Here is a 22,583-nt window from a genome sequence, read left to right on the forward strand (position 1 = left end):
ATCACCCCGCTTCCGTCAAATTGGATTCGACCTGCTGGCGCTCGTACTGTTCTTTGTACCAGCCGCCCAGCGCCAGCAGCTCTTCATGGGTTCCCGCTTCGACAATCCGGCCCTCGTCGAGGACGAGAATCCGGTCCGCGTGCTCGATGGCGGACAGCCGATGCGTGGAGATGAGCGTCGTTTTGCCGGCACGCTCCCGCCGGATGTTCTCGATGATTCTCGCTTCGGTCCGCGCATCCACGGCCGACATCGCATCATCGAGCAGCAGAATTTCCGGATCGGCGATCAAGGCCCTCGCCAGCGAGACACGCTGCTTCTGTCCCCCGGACAAGGCTACGCCCTTCTCGCCGACAAGGGTGTCGAGCCCGTTCGCCAGCGTATCGATGTCCTGCGTGAAGGCGGCCCGTTCGATCGCCTGCAGCACATCGTCCTCGCTTGCGTCGGACTTGCCGAACTTGATGTTCTCCCTTACGGTCTTGGAGAACAGAATCTGCTCCTGCGGCACATAGCCGATCCACGACTGCAGCTGCTCCAGCGGAATCTGCTGGATAGGCACGCCGCCGATGGTGATCGAGCCGCTGCCGGCCGGATACTGCCGCAGCAGCTGCTTCAGTAGCGTGGATTTTCCGCTGCCGGTCCGGCCGACCACGCCGAGGGTCTCCCCCTGACGCAGCGTGAAGCCGATGTCCTCCAGATTGGGAGTACCCGAGGAGGGATATTTGAACGCGGCTTCCCGGAAGCCGATGGTACCCGGCTTCGCATCCGCCGCCGGCTGCGGGACGTCCTGCACATCGGGCCGGTACCCCAGTGTTTCGTTGACCCGGTCCAGAGAAGCGTTGCCCCGCTGCATGATGTTGATCAGCTCGCCGATCGCGAACATCGGCCAGATCAGCATCCCGAGATAGATGTTGAAGGACAGGAGCTGTCCCAGCGTAAGCTCGGTCTGAAACACGAGATACGCGCCGTAGCCCAGACCGATCAGGTAACTCGCCCCGACAAGCAGCTTGATCGTCGGATCGAACAGGGCGTCGATTTTCGCAACCGCAATGTTCTTGTCGTACACATCCTCCGTCAGCTCGCGGAAGCGCTCCTGTTCGTTGGCTTCCTGAACATACGCCCGCAGAACCCGGACGCCCGCCGTCGCTTCCAGCACCTGATCGTTCATCTGGCCGAACGCATCCTGGGCGGTCGTGTACCGCTCATGAATCGTTTTGCCGTAAAACTTCATGGCCAGCGCGATGAACGGAAGCGGCAGCAGGGCCGCAAACGTAAGCTTCCAGGAGATCGTGATGCCCATCGTAAAAAGGATCACGAGCATAAACGCGCTGGAGTCCACCAGCGTCAAAATACCGAAGCCCGCCGTAGCGGAAACGGACCGCAAATCATTGGTGGCGCGGGCCATCAGATCGCCCGTCCGGTACTTTTCGAAAAAAGTCGGAGTCATCTTCAACAGATGCCGCATAAATCTGGAACGCAGCACGCGTTCCACCAGAAAAGCGCCTCCGAACAGCTGGTACATCCAAACATAGGTCATCAAATAAATAAGGACCGTAATTCCTAGCGTCCACGAAATCATGGCGATTAGCCGATCCGCCGTAATCGAGCCCATATGGATCTCGTCGACCGCGTAACCGAGAATCTTCGGCGGAATAATTTCCGCGATACCGGCGACGATCAACAGCGTAATCGCTACCGTGTAGCGGATCCAGTGCTTTTTAAAAAACCAGCCGAGTTTCTGTAAAATACTGAACAAACAGGTCACCTTCTTTCTTTGTCCACGAAAAGCTTCTTTTCCTATGTTTCCGTAATCGTGTCTCTGTAGAAAAATGAGGGCGGTCTCCTTGCGGGACCATGAAAAAAGGACGCACCGTTCAACTAACAAACGGTACGTCCTCAAAAGCGCGGCAAAGCCTGCGCCCATTAAACCGGCTGCGGGCAGCCATGATTACGGAAATGCGGGCGTCTGGACGCCGCTATCCCGATGTGCGGTTTAACGGGGGTACCGAATATTCAGCTGTTCCCTTGTTCACTGCATACGGACGTAGTCCATGGACAGGCAACATTCTAAACATCGATACCACCCTTTCTTCTCCGGTCATTTTTCTGCGCTTTCGCGTCAACTTGGTGTGATTGTATCACCCGTTGGAAAGGAATGTCAACCCGAACAAGCCGGAGAAAATAGTTATAACCAAAATGGAGCAGTGCCGCCCGAACGGCCCTTTTTGCTCCGCTTATTCCTTTTGCACATAGCGCTTATCTTTGAGAAACAGCCTCCAAAACAAATAAAACACGGGAACCAGAATCGCCGAACTCACGATATACCCGATGAAAAGCGAACGGAACATCGTCGGGTTCGTAATCCCTTCGTCGAACGTCAAGTGAGGATAAACCATGTAAGGCATGTGAGCGGAAAAATACGCATAGCTCGCCAATCCATACTGGATGATGACCGTAATAATCGAAGCCCGCGGGTAGCCGCTGCGGCCGTCCGGTCTTCCTTTTAGCAGCAAAATATAGGCGGCGATGAAGGCCGCTACGGAAAGACCGAACCAGAAGGCGTACCGCTTGAAACCCTCCACCATCCACGGCGCATGCTCGGAAAAGGTGCTGACGGTGAGCAGGGCCATCAACAGGTTGATGGGCCCCCAGATAATCGCGAGCCTGCGGTAATCGCGGTACGTCTCCTCGTCCCCCGCTTCGCGGGAGTAGTCCGCCAGGAAGAGCGCGGACATGAACAGCTCGGTCGACAGCCCGAAGCCGAGATGCGCGTACTCCGTCAAACTGGTGAACAGTTCACCGAGGTGAAGGACCGGCACTCCGTCTTCAACGGTGACGAAGCCCCCCAGCGTGATCGGCAGCACGCTGACCAGAAGACCCGGGATAAGGAGACCCGTAATCCCGGAAACGACCCGCAGCAGGCGGCCGTGCTTCGCCACGGAGTATGCGTAGACCATAAACGTGCTGCGGACGAGCAGCAGCAGGAGAACGAGCGAGACCGGCACGAGCAGGGCCGCGCCGAGCATATGAGTCGCCTTCGGGAAGAAACCCGCAAGAGCCACGACGAACAGGACGAGAAACACGTTCGTCACTTCCCAGGTCGGCGACAAATACCGGTTCGCGAGAGCCCCCGCCTTCGTATGATGCTGCCCGCTAAAGTACATCGACCAGAAACCGGCGCCGAAGTCGATGGAGCCGAGAATCGAGTACGTGAACAGGAATACCCAAAGTACGCTGACCGCCAAGGTTACGTCGCTCATGTACTCGCCCCCTCGGCAGCACGGGTCTGGTCTCCGTTAGCGGCTGCAAGTCCAAGCGCTTCCGAGACGGGATGCCGCTTGAAGTAGACGTGCATGACAATCGACGTCACGACAAGCAGAAACACGTAGACGGACACGAACATGACGAACAGGGTCCCGATGCCCTGGGATTGCAGAGCGGCTTCGCTGGTCCGCTGCACGTGGTAAACCGTCCAGGGCTGCCGGCCCGTGCAGCTGAAGATCCAGCCGATCTCGATCCCCAGCATGGAGAGAGGCCCCGAAGCGACAAGGACGGTCAGCAGCCAGCGCGGGTAAGGCTTTTTGAACCAAATGCGGATGAGCAGGCCCAGAAAGGCCAAGGCGAGCAGGAACATGCCGATGAACACCATCAGGTTAAAGAGGGTGTGAATGTAAAGCGGCGGCCAGTTCTCCCGCGGGAACTCGTTCAGGCCCCGGACCACGGTGTCGAAACGGTTGCCTGCCAGCAAGCTGAGGAAGCCCGGCAGCTCGATCGCTCCCTTGATGGACTGCGTCGCTTCATCGACTTTGCCGAAAATGGCAAGCGGGGCGTGAGACTGCGTCTCGAACAGCCCTTCGGCGGCGGCGAGCTTTTCGGGAATGTGATGATGCAGCATCTGGGCCGTCGCATGTCCGTTGACGGCCGTGAAGGCGGTCATGATGCCCCCGAAGATGAGCGCGAGGAACAGGCCCTTGCGGTGGTAATCCGCTTCGCGCGGGGCTTTGCGCGCCTTCAGCAGCTTGTAAGCCGCCACGGACGCGACGGCGAAAGCGCCTGTCATATAGGCGGTGGACAGGACGTGCAGCGCCGTCGACCAGAGGCTCGGGTTGAACACGGCCTCCCACGGGCGGATGTCGACGAAGTCTCCGTTCGCGTTGATGGAGAATCCCCGCGGCGTGTTCATAAACGCGTGTGCGTCCGTGATCATCACCGCCGAGGCGCTCGCCCCGATCGCGACGAAGATGACGCTGATGATCCTGGCGATCGGAGGCAGCCGGTCGGCCGCGTACAAGTAGATCGACATAAAGAGGGCCTCGAAGAAAAAGGCCCACATTTCGATCTGAAACGGCAGGGCGATCACCTGTCCGACGATCCGCATGAAGCCCGGCCAGAGCAGAGAGAGCATCACGCCGACGATCGTTCCCGACGGGATGGCTACGCCGAGCAGAATACCCGAAGCTTTCGTCCACCTTCTGGCGAGCACCACGTAGTCGCGGTCTTTTTTGACATGATACATAATTTCCGCAAACACGATCATCATCGGAAGCCCGACCCCGAGCGTCGCAAAAATGATATGAAACGCCATTGACGTGCCGAACAAGGCCCGCGCCATCACGACGGTATCCATAGATCCACACTCCTTTTGTAGCCACCCGGCCCAATTGCTTCCTGTAATATGGGTCAAAAAGGAAGAAAGTATGCGTTGGGGGACAACTCGGAGTACAACAGTTCCTGACTTAGCCTTTTGGTTGGAGCCGATATAACGAAATAGAACTGTCCGAAAGGTGATGAAATCTTCCTTTAGACAGCTCCTTTAATAGGGACACTATTTATTTGGGTTCATTCGAAATTGTGTGGAAACATCTTGCTCCGCCGCTTTATCAACCATTGTTTTTAAAAGTCTGGCATCTTCTTTATGGTCGGTTTTCCATTGTTGAGCATTAAAATCTGAAGGTGAGATAGATGGAAGATCGCTTGAGTTGACTATTTTTTGCAGCGATGTCTCCAGTTCTTTTGCTCCCTTTTCCACTTTCTCCAGAATAAAAGGTATTGCAGGAGCACCGAGTTCCGTCAATTTTTCATTTTTCCATTCCGCAGACTCTTTAGAATTCACGATTTTCTCTACCTTACCGGGAACAGCTTTTAAGTGAAGTTGCCAGGATCGTGTAAACTCTTCGGGATCCGACCATTTAAATTCACTTTTCTTCAAGTCAACTCTGGCAATTTCTTCGGCTGCTGCCGCCAAAATATATTTGTCCAGTCCAAAACTGTTTCCTTCCATAATCCGCTCTTCAATAACAGGCAATGCCGGGTACCCCATTTTAACGATTCTCTCATATTCTTTATTGTTTTTGATAAATACATAAGGGTTCGAACTAAGACCTAACGTAGGGTCTTCTTTTGTTAATCGGTCGATTTCTTTCCGCATATCGGATAAATTTATATAGGTTTTAGTCGGCAATGATGCTGAGGTAGGAGGACTGAATAGATGGATATAACCCAAGCCTAAGAGTAGTCCCGTGAGTGCACTGACCATTATTGTTTTTTTCACACATGTGCCTCCTAATAGTAATATTGGACTGCGGGACCATATCCGGCCGAACTATTATAGGGACTTAGTGAATAAGTGGTGACTAACTCAGCAATTCCCCATTTTGATTTAGTCGTACTAGAATCAAGAACTCTCGCAATGTGACCCACCGATGAAAGCGATTTGCCATAAGCAATAAGCTTAGGGGGATTGTTGGGATTTCCAGTATTCCGATCAGAGTATCCATAACTTCTTAAGAAGGATGTCATTTCAGCTGCCGTAGCATCACGGTCATATCCCGAACTCTTCCAAGGCCAAACCCACTTGGTTGTTTCATCAATTGCATACGCAAGACAATTATAAGGAAACAGATGATTACCATCCGTCCCTGAGTTAAAATCTGCTGAGTATGAAACCCCACTTCTAAGATGTTCTCTAAACCAGGCATCTGAATGGTTCGTCACTGCAAAAACAGTGCTTCCAAAAGCAACTATCATTACAGTAAAAAAGACGATGGCCAGTTTAACCTTTTTCACTATCAAATTAATCCCTCCCTCATCTCATTTATTTTCAGTAATTCGGCTTATTGCTTCTGGATGAATCGCCTTAAGAAGGGTCATCAAATTTTCTGACAGCTCACTGTAGCGCATTTCATCAAAAGGATAAGCATACAGCTGCGAAGTCCGTATGGCGCGCAGGCTTTGCCACTCCTCACGTTCCTTAAGAGGAACATATTCAGGTGACCGAAAGTAATTTTGGTATAGAATCAAATCCGGATCAGCCTTGCGCAGTTGTTCCAGTGTAATGGGGATGCTATCCGGGCTTTGGTTGTCTACCCACGGTAGAATATTCTCTCCTCCGGCCGTGGAAAGCAAATCATCTTCCAACGTATTTTTTCCTACGCCTACACTGGTCACTTGATCATTCTTGGAATAAGAACGATTGTAGCCGCGCTCCCAGTAAATTTTTTTCACCGGCATTCCCTTCCGGGCTTCCTTCACTTGCACAATAGTCTTCCCAAGCTTGTCCGATGCTTGCTCCGCAGGCTCTCGCCTGTTTAAAATGATCCCCACTGTGAGCATATCCGAAGCAATCTGGTCGATCTCGGAATGCCCTGTTACCCAGATAGGAAATCCCAACGTCCGAAAGCTTTGTATATTCATGCACATCTCCGAACCTGGATAAACCAGAACGGAAGGGGCTGGATAGAGGAAAAAATCCGGTTTCGATTTTGCGATAATCCGTTCCCTTGCTCCCCACAAACTGCTTGCCGAATCTTCCGTTACTTCGACGATTTTATCGCTTGCCCCAATGACTTTCATAAAGTCGTTAAGTTCAGCATTGTCTACGGCAACCCGTTGTGGTTCACTCGGGATGGTGACCTCTGCCCCGCAAGCATCCTTCAAGACCAGAGGATAGACCGTTTGTTTAGCTTTATGTTTTGAGATTAGAGAATCTGGAGTGGTAGCAAGTTGCGGATTCAGGGACTGCTCGTGAGAACAGCCGGAAGCGGCCACTATACTTGACAGCGCAACCAACTTGACCAGGAAACACCGGCACTGTCCGACACGTTTATTTTTAATTTGAATAGGCGCGGCCCCCTCCCTAATTATTCCCCATATAACAGTACTATTTTTTTACATATTTGTAAGTCGAAAAGTATAAAGAATGCATAAAATTATGTTGGTTGGATGAGGCTCCATCTCAACAATTTTGTTTACATCAAAAAAAGCCCCTTTCCCCTCAGTCTGGACTGAAGGGAAAGGAGCGCCTTCTGATCCTGCCGGGGCAGGAAAGCCTCAGGAACGCGTGCCGTTGTGCAGGTCTTCGATCTCCTGCCGCAGGCCGTTTTCGACTTCCTCGAATGCGGGCTGGTTAAAGCTCAGCGAAGCGTCCTCCACGGCGCGTTCGGCATGCCGGATAGCCTGATTCGCCTGCTCTTCAAGCTTGGCTGTCGGGTGGGACAGCGCTTGGGAGACGGCGTTGTGGACCTTTTCCAGCGAATTTTGCGCTTGAGAAATCGGGTTTTGCGACTGCAGACTGGAATCGCGTTCGGTCATGATTGAAGCCTCCTTCATCTCGATAGGAATTTCAGACTCCTATAGGATGAGGCAACCCTGCGGTGTTTATGCTAACGGGCTTTTTACGGACTAAGAAATGATTCCGACCGAGTACAGGAAAATAAGAACGATCAGCGGCGGAATCACGATGCGGAGCAGGAATACCCATACCCGCAGCAGTGTACCTTTGAGCCCGGCTTCTTCCATGGCGCGTTTCGAGGCGTACGCGATAAAGAGCGTAACGACCAGGCCGCCGATAGGAAGCAGAATGTTGGAGGTGACGAAATCCAAGGAATCGAACACCGTCTTGCCGCCGATTTTGAAATCGCTCAGAACACCGCCGACCGACAAGGCCGAAGGCACCCCAACGATAAAACAAACCGCGGTCGTCCAGGACGTCGCCTTAAGCCGTGTCCATTTCCAGCGATCCATCGCAAAAGCCACCGGCACTTCCAGCAGCGACAGGATCGACGTGAAAGCGGCGATGGCCAGCAGGATGAAGAACAGGCCGCCGAAGGCCGCGCCCAAAGGCATCGAAGAGAACGCCGCAGGCAGCACGACGAAGACAAGTCCGGGCCCTTGAGCCGGCTCCAGGCCGAACGAGAACGTAGTCGGGAACACGATGAGGCCCGCGATAAGGGCGTACAGCAGATTGCCGCCCGTAACCGCAACGGTCGCTTTTCCCAGAGACTGCTCTTTCTGCACGTAGGAGCCGTACGTGATCATGACGCCCATTCCGACCGACATCGAGAAGAAAGCTTGTCCCAGGGCAACGAGCGCAGACTCGCCCGTCAGCTTGCTGAAATCCGGCTTCAGGAAAAATTCGATGCCCGCTCCGGCTCCCGGAAGCGTCAAGGCACGCGCCATCAGAATGAGCAGCACGACCGCAAGCGCGGGAATAAGCACCTTGTTGAATTTTTCAATACCCCCGGATACTCCTCTCGCAATTACCCAGCCGGATAGTGCCAGAATGAGGAACTGCCAGGCTATCGGGCTGTACCCGGAGGTAAAGGTTTGAAACTGAACGGCGTAATCCGTTCCTTTGTACAAAGCCCCCGTAAAGGAGCTAAGCGCATAATGCAGCGTCCAGCCCGCGATGACGGAATAAAAAGACGTGATCATAAAGGAACCGAACACCCCGAGAAAACCGAAGAAGCTCCAGCGTTTGGAACCCGACAAATTAAGAAAAGAGGTGGAGGCGTTCCCGCGTCCCGCGCGTCCTATGGCCATTTCGGCCAGCAAGACCGGCATGCCGACGATGACGAGACAGATAATGAACAGCAGCACAAAAGCCGCTCCGCCGTATATCCCCGTTATATAAGGAAATTTCCAAAGGTTGCCGAGACCGATCGCACTCCCGATCGCCGACATAATGAAACCGAGGGAAGAGAAGCGTTCCCCGCCCTTTTCACCGGCTGCCGGGCCTGAAGTTCCCCCGTTTAAATCTTGTTTGCTCATGCTGTCACCTGCTTGTATTGGTCTAGGATTTTAACGGTCTGTATATAAACAGAGGTTTATTCTATCGGAAAGGCGAGAGAGTGTCCAGTTATTATTGACCTATGTTCAATAAATCACTATAAGTTCTTGAGGACTATAGCGGCCAAATAAAAAACGGCCGCCCGAAGGGGCCGCCGCGTTACAATCTATTCGATTAAACCGGCAAAGGCGCCGGTTCGGACAAAGGAGAATCCGGAGACGAGACCGATTTGGCGTTTACGAAGTTCACCATCTCCTCGCAGCCCGGAAGTCTCCGTCCTTTACCGAAAGGCACGCACGTAGGCGTTCCGAAAATAGGATCGCGGACGAGGCGGCAGTTCAGGCCGAACACGTGGCGGACCAGTTCCTCCGTTACGATTTCCTCGGGCTTGCCCGCGGCGTAGACCTTCTTGTCGCAAATAGCGACGATATGGTGCGCATAACGGCAGGCCAGATTGAGGTCGTGGAGAACCATGACGATCGTCGTGTTCTCCTTCTCGTTGAGCTCCCACAGGAGATCGAGAATTTCGATCTGATGCGTCATGTCGAGATAGGTCGTCGGCTCGTCGAGCAGGATCGTGTTGGTCCCCTGCGCGAGAGTCATGGCGATCCAGGCCCGCTGTCTCTGTCCGCCCGACAGCGAATCCACTTGACGCTCGGCCAGCGGAGCCATCCCCGTCGCTTCCAGCGCCTTGGTTACCGCCGCCTCGTCTTCCCGGGTCCACTGCTTCAGCCAGTTCTGGTGCGGATAGCGCCCCTGCTTCACGAGTTCAAAGACGGTCATCCCTTCCGGAGCGGTAGGACCCTGCGGCAGAATCGCCATCTGACGGGCCACTTCCTTGGTGGACTGCTTCGCGATTTCCTGGCCGTTCAGCAGCACGGCGCCGTTCTTGGGCTTCATCAGCCGGGCCATGGAGCGCAGCAGCGTCGATTTACCGCAGCCGTTGCAGCCGATCAACACGGTAATCTGACCTTTCGGAATCTCCAGATCGAGATCCTCGATAATATCCGTTTGATTGTAAGAAAGCGTCAGCGACTTGGTTTCGATCCCATACATACGCTCAATCTCCTTTGCCAAGAAAAGTGGTGTTCATCCAGATGACGAGAGGCGGCTAATCGTTCCGGGCGGCAGTCCGCGCTGCGTACCTCCCGTGTGATAGAACTGTCCGCCGCAAATGCGGATGACAGTAGCCGTATCTGGGCGCAGCGCCTTCCTATCTATATACCGGATCGCTCATTTATGTGTTCCGGGATTTGTACAGCAGATAAATAAAATACGGGGCCCCGACGCAGGCCGTAAAAATCCCGGCCGGATAATCGTGCGGCGGAAACGCCGTGCGGCCGATATAATCGGACACCAGCACGACCAGGGCGCCGAACAGCCCCGACGCCGGCAGCAAAGCGCCGTACGCGCTTCCGACAAGCCGCCGCGCCATATGCGGCGCGATCAGCCCGACGAAGGTGATGCCTCCGCCGAAGGCTACGGCCGAACCGGCAAGAGCGGTGCTGAGCAGAATCAGCACGACGCGCTGGCGGTTCACCCGGCTGCCCACGCTAGTGGCGACCGAATCGCCCAGCGCCTGGACGTTAAGGCTGCGAGCCATGTACGCGAGAATCGGAATCAGCACCGCCAGCCATAAGGCCAGCGCTCCGACATGGCTCCAATTCGAGCCGTAGACGCTCCCCACCTTCCAGGTAACGGCCTGGGTAGTCAGTACCGGCGGGGCGAGCAGGATCAGCATCGTGTTCACCGCGGACAAAGAAGCCGCGATTCCGATGCCGATCAGCACGAGCCTTACCGGCGGCAGCCCGTTCTTCCAGGCCAGGGCCATGATGACCAGCGCCGTCAATGAAGCGCCGACGAAGGCCGCAAGCGGCAGCCACTGGGCCTGGGAAAGGAACGTGCTGCTCGTGCCGGTCGTTATCACGATGAAGGCGACGACGAACACGCCGGCGCCGTCGGTGATGCCGATGATATCCGGAGACGCCAGCGGATTGCGGCTGACGCCCTGCAGGATCGCTCCGGCCATAGCCAGCGCCGCCCCTACCATGACCGCCACGAGAACCCGCGGCAGCCGGAACGTGTGAATGACGAGCGCATCCTGCGGCGTGCCCATCCCCAGCAGCGTGCGGAGCACTTGCAGCGGGCTGATTTTGATCTCACCCGTGCCCGTCGAGACGAGCATGAGGAGGAAGAGCAGCACCGCGAGAACCGCGGTGACGAGCAGGGCCCGTTTATCCAGTACAAATGAAATGGACGGCCATTTTAGACGAATATGTTTGTAGCGGCTCATGAGGAAGTCTTAAACCCCCTCCGCGCGATATAGACGAAAAACGGCGTTCCGATAAAGGCCGTCATCACACCGACGGGAACTTCCTGCGGCATGATGATGAAACGCGAAAGCGTGTCGGCCGCCACCAGCAGCAGCGCGCCGCAGATTCCCGCGTACGGGATGACCCAGCGGTGATCGAAGCCGACGAGCGACCGGACAAGGTGCGGCACGATAATGCCGACGAATCCGATCGGGCCCGCCACGGCGACGGAGCCTCCGGCCAGGAAGACCACGACGACGGCCGCGATCAGCTTGATGTAGACCGTGCGCTGTCCCAGCCCGACGGCCACGTCCTCACCCATCATCAGGACGTTGATCTGGCTGGACAGCAGCAGGGCGACGAGCCAGGCTGCGCCCAGATAAGGCAGCACCGGGAGCAGAATGTCCAGCTTGCGTCCCTCTACCGATCCGGCCAGCCAGTACAGGACGTCCTGGATGCGCGTCTCGTTGGAGAGCAGCACGCCCTGCGTGAGCGAGTTGGCCAAGGCCGCGACCGCTGCGCCGGCGAGCGTCAGCTTCATGGGCGTGAGCCCTCCCCGGCCGACGGAGCCGAGCATGTACACGACCGCCGAAGCGATGGCCGCGCCCAGAAAGGCGATCCACGCCAGCGTGGACAGCGAGCTGACCGACAGCAGGGACATCGCGATCACGATGAGCAGGCCCGCTCCCGCATTAATGCCGAGAAGCCCCGGCGAAGCGAGCGGATTCTTCGTAAGCGCCTGCATGAGCACGCCCGCAATGGCGAGGCTCGAACCGACGGCGGCCGCGATCAGCGCTCTGGGCATCCGCGCTTCGCGGATGATCAGATGCTCGTTGGAGCCGTTAAAAGCACGGTAGGCATCCCAGGCGGTATGCCAGTTGGTGCCCGTATATCCGTAAACGATGCTGCATCCCATAGCAAGTATAAGAAGGGCGACACCGGTCAGAAGTCCTATGGTTTTGAAAGTGTTTGATCTTAGAGGCAAATCGGCAAACCCCTTTGCGAGTAGCGGGCATACCGGACAAACCCTATACGCCCTCTCCCTATTCTTCCCTTAGTGTAAAATACACCCCGCCCAATGTCAATGAAGTTGATAATCATTATCACAGGTAACCGTGACAAAATCCGGGACGTTTATACTTATTCTTATCTAAGAAAAAATACCCATCCGCCCCGGGTTCGGGAGAATGGGTACGGCTTTGCGGACCCGCTATCGGATTTCCGATCCGAGCGCGCGAGCGGCCAGCGCCAGAGCGCCGCAGATTCCGGCGTTGTCGCCGAGCTGCGGGTATACGACGTAGTCGGCGATCCCCGCCGCAACTTCCTCTTTCTGAACGTAGCCGTTCAGAAGTTCCTGCAGGCGGGCGTGGATCAGCGGAAACAGCTGCTGCTGTTTCATCACGCCCCCGCCCATGATGATCTTCTCCGGCGACAGGATCAGAATGTAGCTCATCAGCGCCTGGGCCAGGTAATCGGCTTCGAGTTCCCAGGCTTTGTGAGCCGTGCCCAACTCGGTTCCCTTCACTCCCCAGCGCGCCTCGATAGCCGGACCTGCCGCCAGTCCTTCCAGGCAGTCTTTATGGTAAGGACATTTTCCTTCATAAGTGTCTTCCGCATTGCGGCGTACGAAGATGTGGCCCATCTCCGGATGCGTGAGCCCGTGCACGAGTTTGCCGCCCACAACGGCTCCGGCTCCGATGCCGGTTCCCACCGTAATATAAAGGCAGCTCTCCAGCCCTTTGGCCGCGCCCCAGGTCGCTTCCCCTAGCGCCGCCCCGTTCACGTCCGTGTCGAACTCCATCGGTACGTTGAAATGCTTTTTCAGTTCACCCAAAATATTATAGTTGCCCCAATGCGGCTTGGGGGTCGTTGTAATATACCCGTAAGTCGGGCTCTTCTTATTGGGATCTACCGGCCCGAACGAGCCTACGCCAAGCGCTTCGATCCCTTTGCCCTCAAAGAATGAAAGGACGCTGCCCATCGTTTCTTCCGGAGTGGTCGTCGGGAAACTTACCCTTTCCAGTACCGTTCCGTCCTCGCTGCCTATCGCACAGACAAACTTGGTTCCGCCTGCTTCAATTGCTCCTAATGTACGCATCTGCTGTGTCCTCTCCTCTTCCGGTTACGAAAACAGACGGGCAGGAGAACGCGTCTCCCGGCCGTCTGTTCCTGTTATGCCCATTGTAAGAGATGCCGGATGGACATGCAATCATTCCAGTCACACAAATCCGACTATTTTCCGAAAACCATCGACCGGACGGCCTTGTTCAGCCGCTCGGCATTCGCTTCGGTATGCACCGCGTCGTTCAATCTTGTCGTAATCACGTAGACTTTCCCGTTTCTGGAAAGCACATACTCGGTTTCTTCGTAGCCGACTTTTTTTACCGAGTAATGAACGGTAAATTTACGGACTGTCGTACCCAGCAGGCTGACGTCCTCCGCTTTGACCTTGTAGTCCGCATCGGCCTCGGCGCTTTTCTCGTGGCCGGCGTTGATTTCAGCGGCTTTCTCTTGCCAGTCGGTTCCCTCCTCCGCGTCTACGGCAAAGTATCCGCCGGTGAAGGTATAGAAGGAAGCGCCGCCTTTTTCGAAATCCGGATCATCGTAATCTTCCGCGTATTCGCGGGTCCACGTTTCCGGTATTTTCACCGTATACCCGTAGTCCTCATCGGCATACCGGATCGTCCGGTTTTTGTCCAAAATTTCCTGTTCGTCCTGAATGAAGCCTACGCCGGCGTCCATTTTTTTCACATCCAACCGGATGGAGGAAATAACGGTTCCGAGCAGCTTGTCGGTCTCGTCGGCTTTCAGGTCTTTCGGATAATGGATCGAAAACTTGTATTTATACCCTTCTTTCACCAGATAAACCTGGTGGATGCTGTCCCATTTGTCGCCCATCGTCGCGGAGAACGTAACCTCCCGGGACTCCGTACCGTCCAGCGTTCCCTTTTTGACTTCCGAAGTCTCTCTGTAGGACGCGGCGAAGGTTTCTTCGAAATCCGTTTTGTCCCGTTTCACCCAGGCATCGAGCGTATCCCCTGTTGTTTGGGAAGTCACTTCGATGGAGATTCCCTGGCTCATGGTATCGTTCGAATATTGGACATCGGTCCGGTAAGGCGACTCGTTCCACTTATCGGGCAGGGCAAAGGTAAGCCCGTATTCGTTCGATACCTCGTCCCCGCTGCCACTTTTCGTCTTGGCAATGTCCTTGAGCTTGGCATCCTGCCGGTCGAAAACGGTCCGGAAGCTGTCCAGCAGATCGGCGTAGCTGTTCGGCCCCGCTTTCGTGCCGTTCTCTTTGCTCTGGCTGTAGGTCAAAGCCAGCGAGTACAGCTTGTCATGGTCCTGATAAAGCCGGATCTGGTAGACCATGCCTCCCAGCTTACCGGTTACTTTGGCGTACGGCTGCGCGCCATTCTTTACGTACTGCTTTTCCAGAATGGTGCCCATTTTCAGCTCCGCAGCCGTCTTGAGCAGCATGGCCGGAGAAAGCTCGTCGCCCTGATCTTCGACGGAGACGGACAACGTAAAATCGCCTTTGGCGTCGGCAAACCGCACCATCGTGCCGTCCGCGCTCTGGAACTGCTTGATCAGCCCGCTCGGATATTTCATCGACCAATTCTGGTTGCTGTCTCCGATTTTCGTCTTGCCCCGGTCCGTATTCAGTCCCGTATTGTCGGTATTGTCTGTCTGACGGGCATCCTCGGACTTCTCTTCTCCCAGCGCGACCTCGCGGGTTACCGTTTTCCCTCCCGCCTGCACGGTCAGCTTTACGCTCTGTCCGGGCAAATACTGCTTTAATACTTCGTTGTACTGGACGGTCGTGTCCACCGCCTTGTCACCGATAGACACCAGGGTGTCTCCCTCTGCGATGCCCGCCTTCTCGGCCGGCGATCCCGGTTCCACGTGTGAAACCGTCAAGCCGTCATCGGAAGGAAGGCCGACGGCAGCTTCCCAGCTTTCTTCCAGTTTCAGCCCCAGAAACGGGCGTTTCACTTTGCCGTAAGCTTCGAAATGCTTAAGCACGTAGTCCACGGTATCTACGGGAATGGCAAATCCGAGATTGTCGACTCCGTATTCCGAGTATTTGAGCGTATTGATGCCGACGACTTCGCCCTTCATGTTCACGAGGGCGCCCCCGCTGTTGCCCGGGTTGATGGCGGCATCCGTCTGGATGAGTCGGTATTGATCGTTCACCGAGCGGTCAATGCCGCTCACGATCCCTACGGTGACGGAGTTCCGCAGCGCGAAGGAAACCGGCGTACCGATGGCGACGACGGTTTCACCCACGCGGAGGCTCTTCGGATCGGCGAACGATGCCGTCTGAAGGCCGGTCGCTTCAATTTTGACCAGAGCCAAGTCGCTCTGTTCGTCCAGATTGGTCACCTTGCCGGTATGAGACTTTCCGTCCGATGTCACGATGACCAGGTTGCTCATGCTTTTCACCACATGCGCATTGGTCACGATGACCCCGTTCGATTTAATGATCACTCCCGTGCCGTGCGCCAGATCGTAGCGGTCTTTATCTGTGCCTTTATCGGTTTTACCGCCGGTAGGCTTGCCGATGATGGCGACTACGGACGGCGATGTGCGCGCGATAATCTGCGGCAGCTCGTCCGAGTCGACCGCGGCCCGCACAGGCGTGCCGAACCCGAAGCCGGAAGCGGCTGCCAGCATGATTGCCAGCACAATTCCGCACAGCCGGAAGGTATTGCGGTTTAGCATTGGTAGACCCCATTCCCCATGAAAATTTTGGTAATCTATATATTCCGCTTCAAATCTAGCACATTCCTCCCAAGGTCGGCAATGGAATTTTTTCATGTCAAAGCATCTCGCGCCCGGGCGTTTGCCGGGCACCAAATGCCCAGCCGGCACATACAATACGGCAGCTACTATCCTAACTCCGTTCATGGGAGGAACCTTTATGAATACTTATGTCGTGCAGCCCGGCGACACGCTGTATCTGATCGCAAACCGCTACAACACAACGGTGGAAGCTCTGCTCCGCGCCAACAACTTGTCCACCCCTTATGTCTATGTGGGACAGACGCTGTATATTCCCGCCCCTGGACCGGGGCCGGGTCCGGGTCCGTGGCCGGGACCAGGTCCCGGACCTGCACCAGGACCGGGACCCGGCCCTGGCTTCGGGAACCTGGAGCAGCGCGTAAACCGGCTGGAGCGCGAATTCAACCAGCTGAACCGGGAAGTGGGCAGACTCACCCGGGAAGTCAACCGGCTCGATCAGCGGCTCGACCGTCTGGAACAGCGGGTTACGAGGCTCGAACGGTAATCGCGGTATCCCCGCAGCGGCAAAAGGACTTTGGAGCCCATTCGTCTCCAAAGTCCTTTTCGTTCTTACGGCGTGTGACTGCCCATAAATTGATAACTTCCTTTGGGGTGCACATTCCATTCTCCGTATATGGAGAACTGCTTCGATCCGGTAGAAACGCCGGACTTTCTAATCAGCGTTCCGCCGTTAGGCAGGAACTGCGCCGTCGAAGAAGGATCTCCGAGCACATCGACGACCTGGCCGTCTTTTTTCAGCACCAGGGCCACCGTGTTCCATTCAGCCGGATTGTAGAACCTGATCCCGTCCTCGTTATAATAGACGGCTGTGGTTTTATCAAAGAAATCGTAAAAGATCGAGTCGATGAAAATATAAGGAACAATAAGAGGTTTGCCGGGCCCCTGATCAAGAAGCGCCTTGCTGATCACGTTCATTTTCCCGGTTTTTTTCATATATTGATGCGCCTCAACGGTATAGCCAGTCGGTTTCTTGCCCGGATCCATATCCCCGCTGTAATAGAGCTCAAACGCGATTCGTCCGTCCCCTCCGTCCAAATATTCCGAGAAGAAAATTTGCGGAGCGCCCTGGGCTTCGGTGACGACCTGGAATACGGCCGCTTTGCCTTGAGCGCCGATTACCCACAAATAAGACGTTTCGTTAGCCAGCGCAAGCGTTTTTCCGTTCAATACGGTAGGACCGCTGATGATGGCATCCGCCGTGCCTTTGTACAAGCGGAACGAGGTCTCACCCGGAAACAGCTCGGCCAAATCGTAAGTGAGCGGGTCTTTTATGCCCTGTTTGGTCCGTACGGTAACGATCTCGTTGTTCACGAGCTGAGCCGTGCGCACGTTAATCCGGAACTCGGCGGTCCCGCCCTTACCGTCGTCTGCCGTAACCGTCACCTGTCCGTCCGCGCTTCCCGTGCCCGGGTTCAGCGTTAAGATATTGCCCGACACGGCAGCCGAAACAACGGCCGGAGAAAAACCCGACACCGTGTACGACAGAGCATCTCCGTCCGCATCCGCGAAGTACGAAGCGAGATCGAACGTCCGCACATTCGTAACGCCCGGTGTAAGGAGCTGATCGGGGATGTTTTTAACCACCGTCGGCGCGCTGTTCAGATGCTGGACGACACGGATGGCGAATTGTGTACTCTGATCGCCCTCGACCGGGTGGTACACGCTTAGGGTGACCGTAGCCGTACCTTCGCTTATCGGCGTCATGGTCAATTTTCTGTCCGCCAAAAGAATCGTCGCAATAGAAGTGTCGTACGTATTGGCCGTTACCGTAGCAGCGGCATCAAAGCCCGCCAGAAGGGCGGTCAGATCCAGCAGTTTAGGCGTTCCGAGCTCCACCGTCTGATCCGGGATCGTACCCAGCATATTCGGCATACGCACGTTGACGGTAAAGGTCACGGCGGCCTCGCCGCCCCGTCCGTCTTTGGCGGTGACCCGGAAAGCGGAAGTGCCTACCTGAAGGGCGTGCAGCTTCAGCTTCTGCCCGGCTACCTCCCAGGACGCCGTACCCGGAACCGATGACAGAACTTCATAGGTCAGAGGGTCCTGGTCCGCATCCGTAAACAGCTGCGAAAGATCCAGTTCGCCGTCCGCTCTGCCCGCCACGAGGTAAACATCGTCCGGATTGCGGACAGCCGCCGGCGCACGGTTAACGGACACGGTGAAAGAGGCGCTCACCTCTCCGCCCTTGCCGTCCTTGGCCGTCAGTTTAATCACGGCCTGTCCGCCTTGGAGCGCCGTCAGCAGCAGGGAGTTGCCCTGCCGGACCGCCCCAACGACGGAAGGATCCGATACGGTATATTCGTAAACAAGCGCATCCTGGTCCGGATCGGTAAATACTTGCGCCAGATCCAGAGCGGTATCCGTCTGGCCTACGGCAAGCAGCCTGTCCGCAGGCTGCCGGCTCACAACCGGAGACTGGTTGAAGGGGCTGACGTGAACGGTCAGATCCGCGGTGCCTTCCCCGCCTTTTCCGTCCTTTGCCCGCAGTCTGATCACGGCCGTTCCAGGCTGGTTAGCCTGGATGGTCAACAGGCCGGACTGGACGCTTGCGGTCGCAACCGACGGGTCGCCTGACTCGGCTTCGTAAGTGAGCGCGTCCCCATCCGCATCCGTGAACAGCTGCGAAAGATCGAGAGACGAATCGGCGGCTCCCGGAGCCAGATACACGTCAGCCGGATTTTGCGATGCCGCCGGAGCCGTATTTACCGTGAGCTCGAACGTGACCGACGTTTCACCGCGAGACCCGTCATTCGCCACGATATCGTTCTGGGCCGTCACCTTTACGGACGTGTGCCCGGAGCGGAGAGGGGTCAGACTCAGCCCATCCCCGTTTACCGACACATCCGCGATTGCCGGGTCTGCCGAGGAAGCGGAATAGGTCAAATTCCGCAGCGCCTTGTCGCTGAAATAATCGCTCAGCCGCACCGTGCCGGCCCCGCCGTTCAACTGGACAAGCTGATCGGGAATAGGCTGGGCAACCGGCAGCGCGTAAACGGTGACCTTGACGGAACCGCTGATTTTATTGCCGTGCTGGTCGTCGACGGATACTTTAATCGTTGCAGTCCCGCTTGCCGCAGGCGTCAAAGTTGCCGTGTACCCGCTCGTGGATACGCTCACGACCCTGTTGCTGCTGGAGATGGCCGAAATTTTCAGCGTGTCTCCATCGGGATCTGTAAAGAATGCCGATAGGTCGATCGAGGCCCCCGTGCCCCTCTCCATGAAAATATATTCAGGGAAAGGAGTTACCTGAACCGGTGCGCCGTTGGATGGACCGGAAGAGGAGCCCCCGGTGCCGCCGGCAGGGGCCGAGCTTCTCGTAACCGCCGAGGCAGGTACACCCTGCCCCAGTGAAACCGCCGCTACCTGGGACGACGATCCGATAACCACCTGGGAAGTCGCATTCGTGACCTGCAGCTGGTCAATCGTTCCCGTGCCGTCGATGCTTACGGAAGCGGAACCCGTTACGTTCAGCTGCCGGATCGAAGCGCTTCCTGTAATCTGCGCGGGCTGCGAGCTCTGTACGGTAACCTGCTGAAGCGATCCTTGCAGATCCACTTTGGCGGAGCCGTCGGACAGGGTAATATCCGGTACCCGGGCTTCCGCGCCGACTTCCACTTGGGCCGAAGACCGGATGTCCATCTGCTGGACGACGGTTTTACCCGAGGCCACGATCCGCACATTTTCTTTAAGAATAGTCAGGCCGTTCAGCTCGGAATTTTCGAAAACGACCGTATTGTCGTCTCCTCCGGCTACTCTCGTCTGCCCTTTAACTTTGATACCGCTCGCGTAAAAATCGTTCTCCAGCCCCTTCGCAACGGTCAAATCGCCGTTGACTTGCAGGCCGGTCACGGACAAATAATTATTGGATACGATCAGATCCCCCGGCAGGACGGCCCCGTTCCCTTCCAGTACCAGGTTGCGCGAAAATTCCTCTTCCCCGTCCCCGGCCGGACTTCCGGATGCGCGCAGTTCAAGCGACGTAATCGCGTCGATCTTTCGGCCGTTCGCATGAAATTTCAGCTTGGCTTTAGCAAGAACCGCCTTGTTCTTCTCCGTAAAAAGGGCCGCCGTCTCTTCAGACAACTCATATACGACACCGTTCAGTTTGATGTGGCGGGAATCTCTGATTTCCTGGAGGATCATGTCATGTTCGACGGAAAAAAAGGTAGCCAGCAGCATTTCGGCCGCTTCGCCGCGGGAGACGGACCCTGTCGGAAGAAATGAGCCTCCGGCAAGCTTCATGGAACCTTGTTCCAGACTGGCCCGCACGTAAGATTTCGCCCACGGAGCGGTCCGATCCCAGTCTCTGGGCAAAACAGACTCGCTGCCGCCTTCGGAAGAAAGCTCGGCTGCGCGCATCAGCATCGCCGCCATTTCCTGGCGGGTTACGGGAACTTGAGGGCGGTAGTTCCCCTCTCCGTCGCCTTGGACAATACCGGCCTTGCGGATCGCCTCAATATACGGACTTCCCCAGCTGCTTGCGGAAACATCCTTAAAGGACGAAGACGATGCGTCAAGCGGAAGCTCCAGTGCATGTGTAAGGAGAACCGCCATCTCCACCCGGGTCAACGGATCTTTCGGCCGGAAAGCTTCCGCAGCACCATCGAAAAGCCCCAACTCGACCGCCCGTTGAATATTTTGCAGCGGATTTCCGGTTATCCCCGAAAGATCGGCAAAGCCGGCTTTCTGGGTTGCGGGGGTGGCACTTACGGGCGAGCCTCCCGCCGTTCCGGCGGAAGCTGCCAGAGCGCCTGCCATCAAAACAGATAAAACCTGTGGAATCTTACGTTTCTTTCTCATCTTTCATCTCCGCTTTGGTTGAATTTTTACTTATTGAACGTTCCGGTTCGGATAAAGACCGCTTTAAAATTATTGGCCTATTAAAGCGATAACGTTACATGAGCTTGTCCGCCCCTTCCGAATGTCACGAGTCACATTCTTTGCCGCGTTCTCGAACTCCTTCATTAAACGACAAAAAAAGCCAATTGTCTTCAAAAGACGACATGGCTTTTCGTATAGACCGTAAATTAGAATAAATCCAGCTGTCTCGGAGCGAGTCCCTGCTCGTCCTCGATGCCGAGCAGCTCCATCATCTCTTTGGCGTTGGCGGCTGCATCTCCGCCGGAGTTATTGTTGAAAATAACCGCGACTTCGCGGCTGCTCCGTTCCAGCACCTTAAGACGCTCCTTCCACTCCAGGAGCTCGGCCCGGCTGTAGCGGTACAGGTACCGCACGTCGCGCCAGCTCTTGCCCGGAGGCGCACCGACCCAGCCGCCGTCGTTGCGGCCGTGGAACCGGACCAGCGTCAGGTCCGGATTGGCTGCGCGGAGCACGATCGGCACCGAACCGCTGCCGACCTGGGGCTCGTCGCAGACCGTGTGAATCCAGCCCTCCTGTTCCAGGAAGCCGAGCGTGCGTTCCCGCACTTCCGGGGCATACCAGCTGCGGTGCCGGAACTCCACCGCGAGCGGCAGCCCGTCCAGGAGGCTCTTCGCTTCACGGAGCGCGTCCACATTTTCGCGGGTACAGTCAAACCAGGGCGGATACTGCATCAGCACCGCCGTCAGCTTGCCCGCCTCGCGCATCGGCTCGATGGACTCCGCGAAAGCCCGGAACATCTGCTCCGTGCTTTCGAAGGGATTTTTCCCGCGCAGGTGTCCCGTCATACCCTGGTACGCTTTGACGACGAACCCGAAACCGGGCGGTGTCTCCTTCACCCACTTCCGGGTATTGCGCAGGGGCTGGACGGCGTAAAAGGAGCTGTCCAGCTCTACAACCGGAAAATGCGAGGAATACACTCTCAGCTTTTCTTTCTTGTCCGCAGGAGTCGTATAGAGATCGTCATGATCTCCCCAGCCTGCCAATCCGATTCGTATCATGCCAATCCCTCCTCCGGCAGCGTCTTTTATCCGGCTGTAATCAACCGCTTTTTTTCCATTTTAACACATATGTACGATTACCCGAATCCTACCCGTTTGCCCCACCCGGCTCAAGGTTCCGGGCTGAAGTGCCTTATGACAACAAGAGCATTCGCCAATAATCCCAATAACGAGACTGGACAAAAAGCGCCGGAGAACAATTCCCCGGCGCTTTCCCTAGTATCGGCTGGATCGTTAACGGATTGGAGAAGGGCAGAATTCGTCTCTCACCGTGTAGCAGTGAACGTGTTTAGGCACGGGCACACAGTGATGACGGTTGACGATTTCGATCGGATGAACGACTTCTACGATTTGCGGGTGATAGAAATCTCTATATACTCTCGTAGGCGGATCGAATACCTGCTTCTCCGGGCAAAGACAGTGATTATGATGGTGGTGATGATGATGACTCATATTGAACCTCTCCTCTCGGATATTTCTAATTCAGCATACGGAGGGAGAGACGTTTATGCCTGTTCACTT

17 protein-coding genes are annotated in these 22,583 nt (G+C 55.9%); 1 reads left to right on the forward strand and 16 read right to left on the reverse strand.

Going from position 1 to position 22,583, the window contains the following annotated elements; translation table 11 throughout:
• Position 1 precedes the first annotated feature (1 nt).
• The 13 genes from HMPREF1207_RS11705 to HMPREF1207_RS11765 all read right to left on the reverse strand — a co-directional run bounded on the left by HMPREF1207_RS11705 (position 2) and on the right by HMPREF1207_RS11765 (position 16,101).
• The gene (locus HMPREF1207_RS11705) at positions 2-1,753 is read right to left on the reverse strand and encodes an ABC transporter ATP-binding protein (protein WP_009676000.1); all 1,752 of its coding nucleotides are present in this window, start codon (positions 1,751-1,753) and stop codon (positions 2-4) included.
• A 478-nt stretch (positions 1,754-2,231) separates the two neighbouring features.
• Complete coding sequence (locus tag HMPREF1207_RS11710; RefSeq protein WP_009675850.1) at positions 2,232-3,257, reverse strand: cytochrome d ubiquinol oxidase subunit II; 1,026 nt, start codon at positions 3,255-3,257, stop codon at positions 2,232-2,234.
• Complete coding sequence (locus tag HMPREF1207_RS11715; RefSeq protein WP_009676018.1) at positions 3,254-4,624, reverse strand: cytochrome ubiquinol oxidase subunit I; 1,371 nt, start codon at positions 4,622-4,624, stop codon at positions 3,254-3,256. The genes HMPREF1207_RS11710 and HMPREF1207_RS11715 overlap by 4 nt, the downstream gene beginning before the upstream one ends.
• A gap of 198 nt (positions 4,625-4,822) precedes the next feature.
• Complete coding sequence (locus HMPREF1207_RS11720; protein WP_009675826.1) at positions 4,823-5,548, reverse strand: hypothetical protein; 726 nt, start codon at positions 5,546-5,548, stop codon at positions 4,823-4,825.
• An 11-nt stretch (positions 5,549-5,559) separates the two neighbouring features.
• Positions 5,560-6,063, reverse strand: a complete 504-nt coding sequence (locus HMPREF1207_RS29240) for a DUF7689 domain-containing protein (protein WP_442950133.1) — start codon at positions 6,061-6,063, stop codon at positions 5,560-5,562.
• 24 nt (positions 6,064-6,087) lie between these two features.
• Positions 6,088-7,065: an ABC transporter substrate-binding protein gene (locus HMPREF1207_RS11730; RefSeq protein ID WP_036739659.1), complete on the reverse strand. Its 978-nt coding sequence runs from the start codon at positions 7,063-7,065 to the stop codon at positions 6,088-6,090.
• A gap of 261 nt (positions 7,066-7,326) precedes the next feature.
• Entirely contained in the window at positions 7,327-7,587 is a 261-nt protein-coding gene (locus tag HMPREF1207_RS11735; protein ID WP_009675961.1) for a hypothetical protein, read from the reverse strand.
• Between the two features lie 90 nt (positions 7,588-7,677).
• Entirely contained in the window at positions 7,678-9,045 is a 1,368-nt protein-coding gene (locus HMPREF1207_RS11740) for a sodium-dependent transporter (RefSeq protein ID WP_009675771.1), read from the reverse strand.
• 193 nt (positions 9,046-9,238) lie between these two features.
• The gene (locus HMPREF1207_RS11745) at positions 9,239-10,120 is read right to left on the reverse strand and encodes an ABC transporter ATP-binding protein (protein WP_009675812.1); all 882 of its coding nucleotides are present in this window, start codon (positions 10,118-10,120) and stop codon (positions 9,239-9,241) included.
• Between the two features lie 181 nt (positions 10,121-10,301).
• A complete protein-coding gene (locus tag HMPREF1207_RS11750) occupies positions 10,302-11,357 on the reverse strand; it encodes a FecCD family ABC transporter permease (protein WP_009675779.1) in 1,056 nt (351 codons plus the stop codon).
• Positions 11,354-12,361 (reverse strand): FecCD family ABC transporter permease, encoded by a 1,008-nt coding sequence (locus HMPREF1207_RS11755; protein ID WP_009675950.1) that lies wholly within the window; start codon positions 12,359-12,361, stop codon positions 11,354-11,356. The genes HMPREF1207_RS11750 and HMPREF1207_RS11755 overlap by 4 nt, the downstream gene beginning before the upstream one ends.
• Before the next feature lie 225 nt (positions 12,362-12,586).
• Positions 12,587-13,474: an ROK family protein gene (locus HMPREF1207_RS11760; protein ID WP_009675905.1), complete on the reverse strand. Its 888-nt coding sequence runs from the start codon at positions 13,472-13,474 to the stop codon at positions 12,587-12,589.
• Positions 13,475-13,608: 134 nt separating this feature from the next.
• Positions 13,609-16,101, reverse strand: coding sequence for a S1C family serine protease (locus HMPREF1207_RS11765; RefSeq protein ID WP_009675838.1), 2,493 nt, complete (start codon positions 16,099-16,101; stop codon positions 13,609-13,611).
• Between the two features lie 199 nt (positions 16,102-16,300).
• On the opposite strand from HMPREF1207_RS11765, the gene HMPREF1207_RS11770 reads away from it, so the two are divergent.
• The gene (locus tag HMPREF1207_RS11770) at positions 16,301-16,666 is read left to right on the forward strand and encodes a LysM peptidoglycan-binding domain-containing protein (RefSeq protein WP_009675824.1); all 366 of its coding nucleotides are present in this window, start codon (positions 16,301-16,303) and stop codon (positions 16,664-16,666) included.
• 65 nt (positions 16,667-16,731) lie between these two features.
• Here HMPREF1207_RS11770 and HMPREF1207_RS11775 read toward each other — a convergent pair whose 3' ends face one another.
• From HMPREF1207_RS11775 to HMPREF1207_RS28745, 3 genes are all read right to left on the reverse strand, one after another.
• Positions 16,732-20,982, reverse strand: a complete 4,251-nt coding sequence (locus tag HMPREF1207_RS11775) for an Ig-like domain-containing protein (RefSeq protein WP_009675856.1) — start codon at positions 20,980-20,982, stop codon at positions 16,732-16,734.
• 227 nt (positions 20,983-21,209) lie between these two features.
• Positions 21,210-22,061 (reverse strand): DUF72 domain-containing protein, encoded by an 852-nt coding sequence (locus HMPREF1207_RS11780; RefSeq protein ID WP_009675868.1) that lies wholly within the window; start codon positions 22,059-22,061, stop codon positions 21,210-21,212.
• A 234-nt stretch (positions 22,062-22,295) separates the two neighbouring features.
• A complete protein-coding gene (locus tag HMPREF1207_RS28745; protein ID WP_016423684.1) occupies positions 22,296-22,514 on the reverse strand; it encodes a hypothetical protein in 219 nt (72 codons plus the stop codon).
• Positions 22,515-22,583: the final 69 nt, after the last annotated feature.

Origin of the sequence: Paenibacillus sp. HGH0039, from assembly GCF_000411255.1 — a bacterium.
GTDB lineage: Bacteria > Bacillota > Bacilli > Paenibacillales > NBRC-103111 > Paenibacillus_F.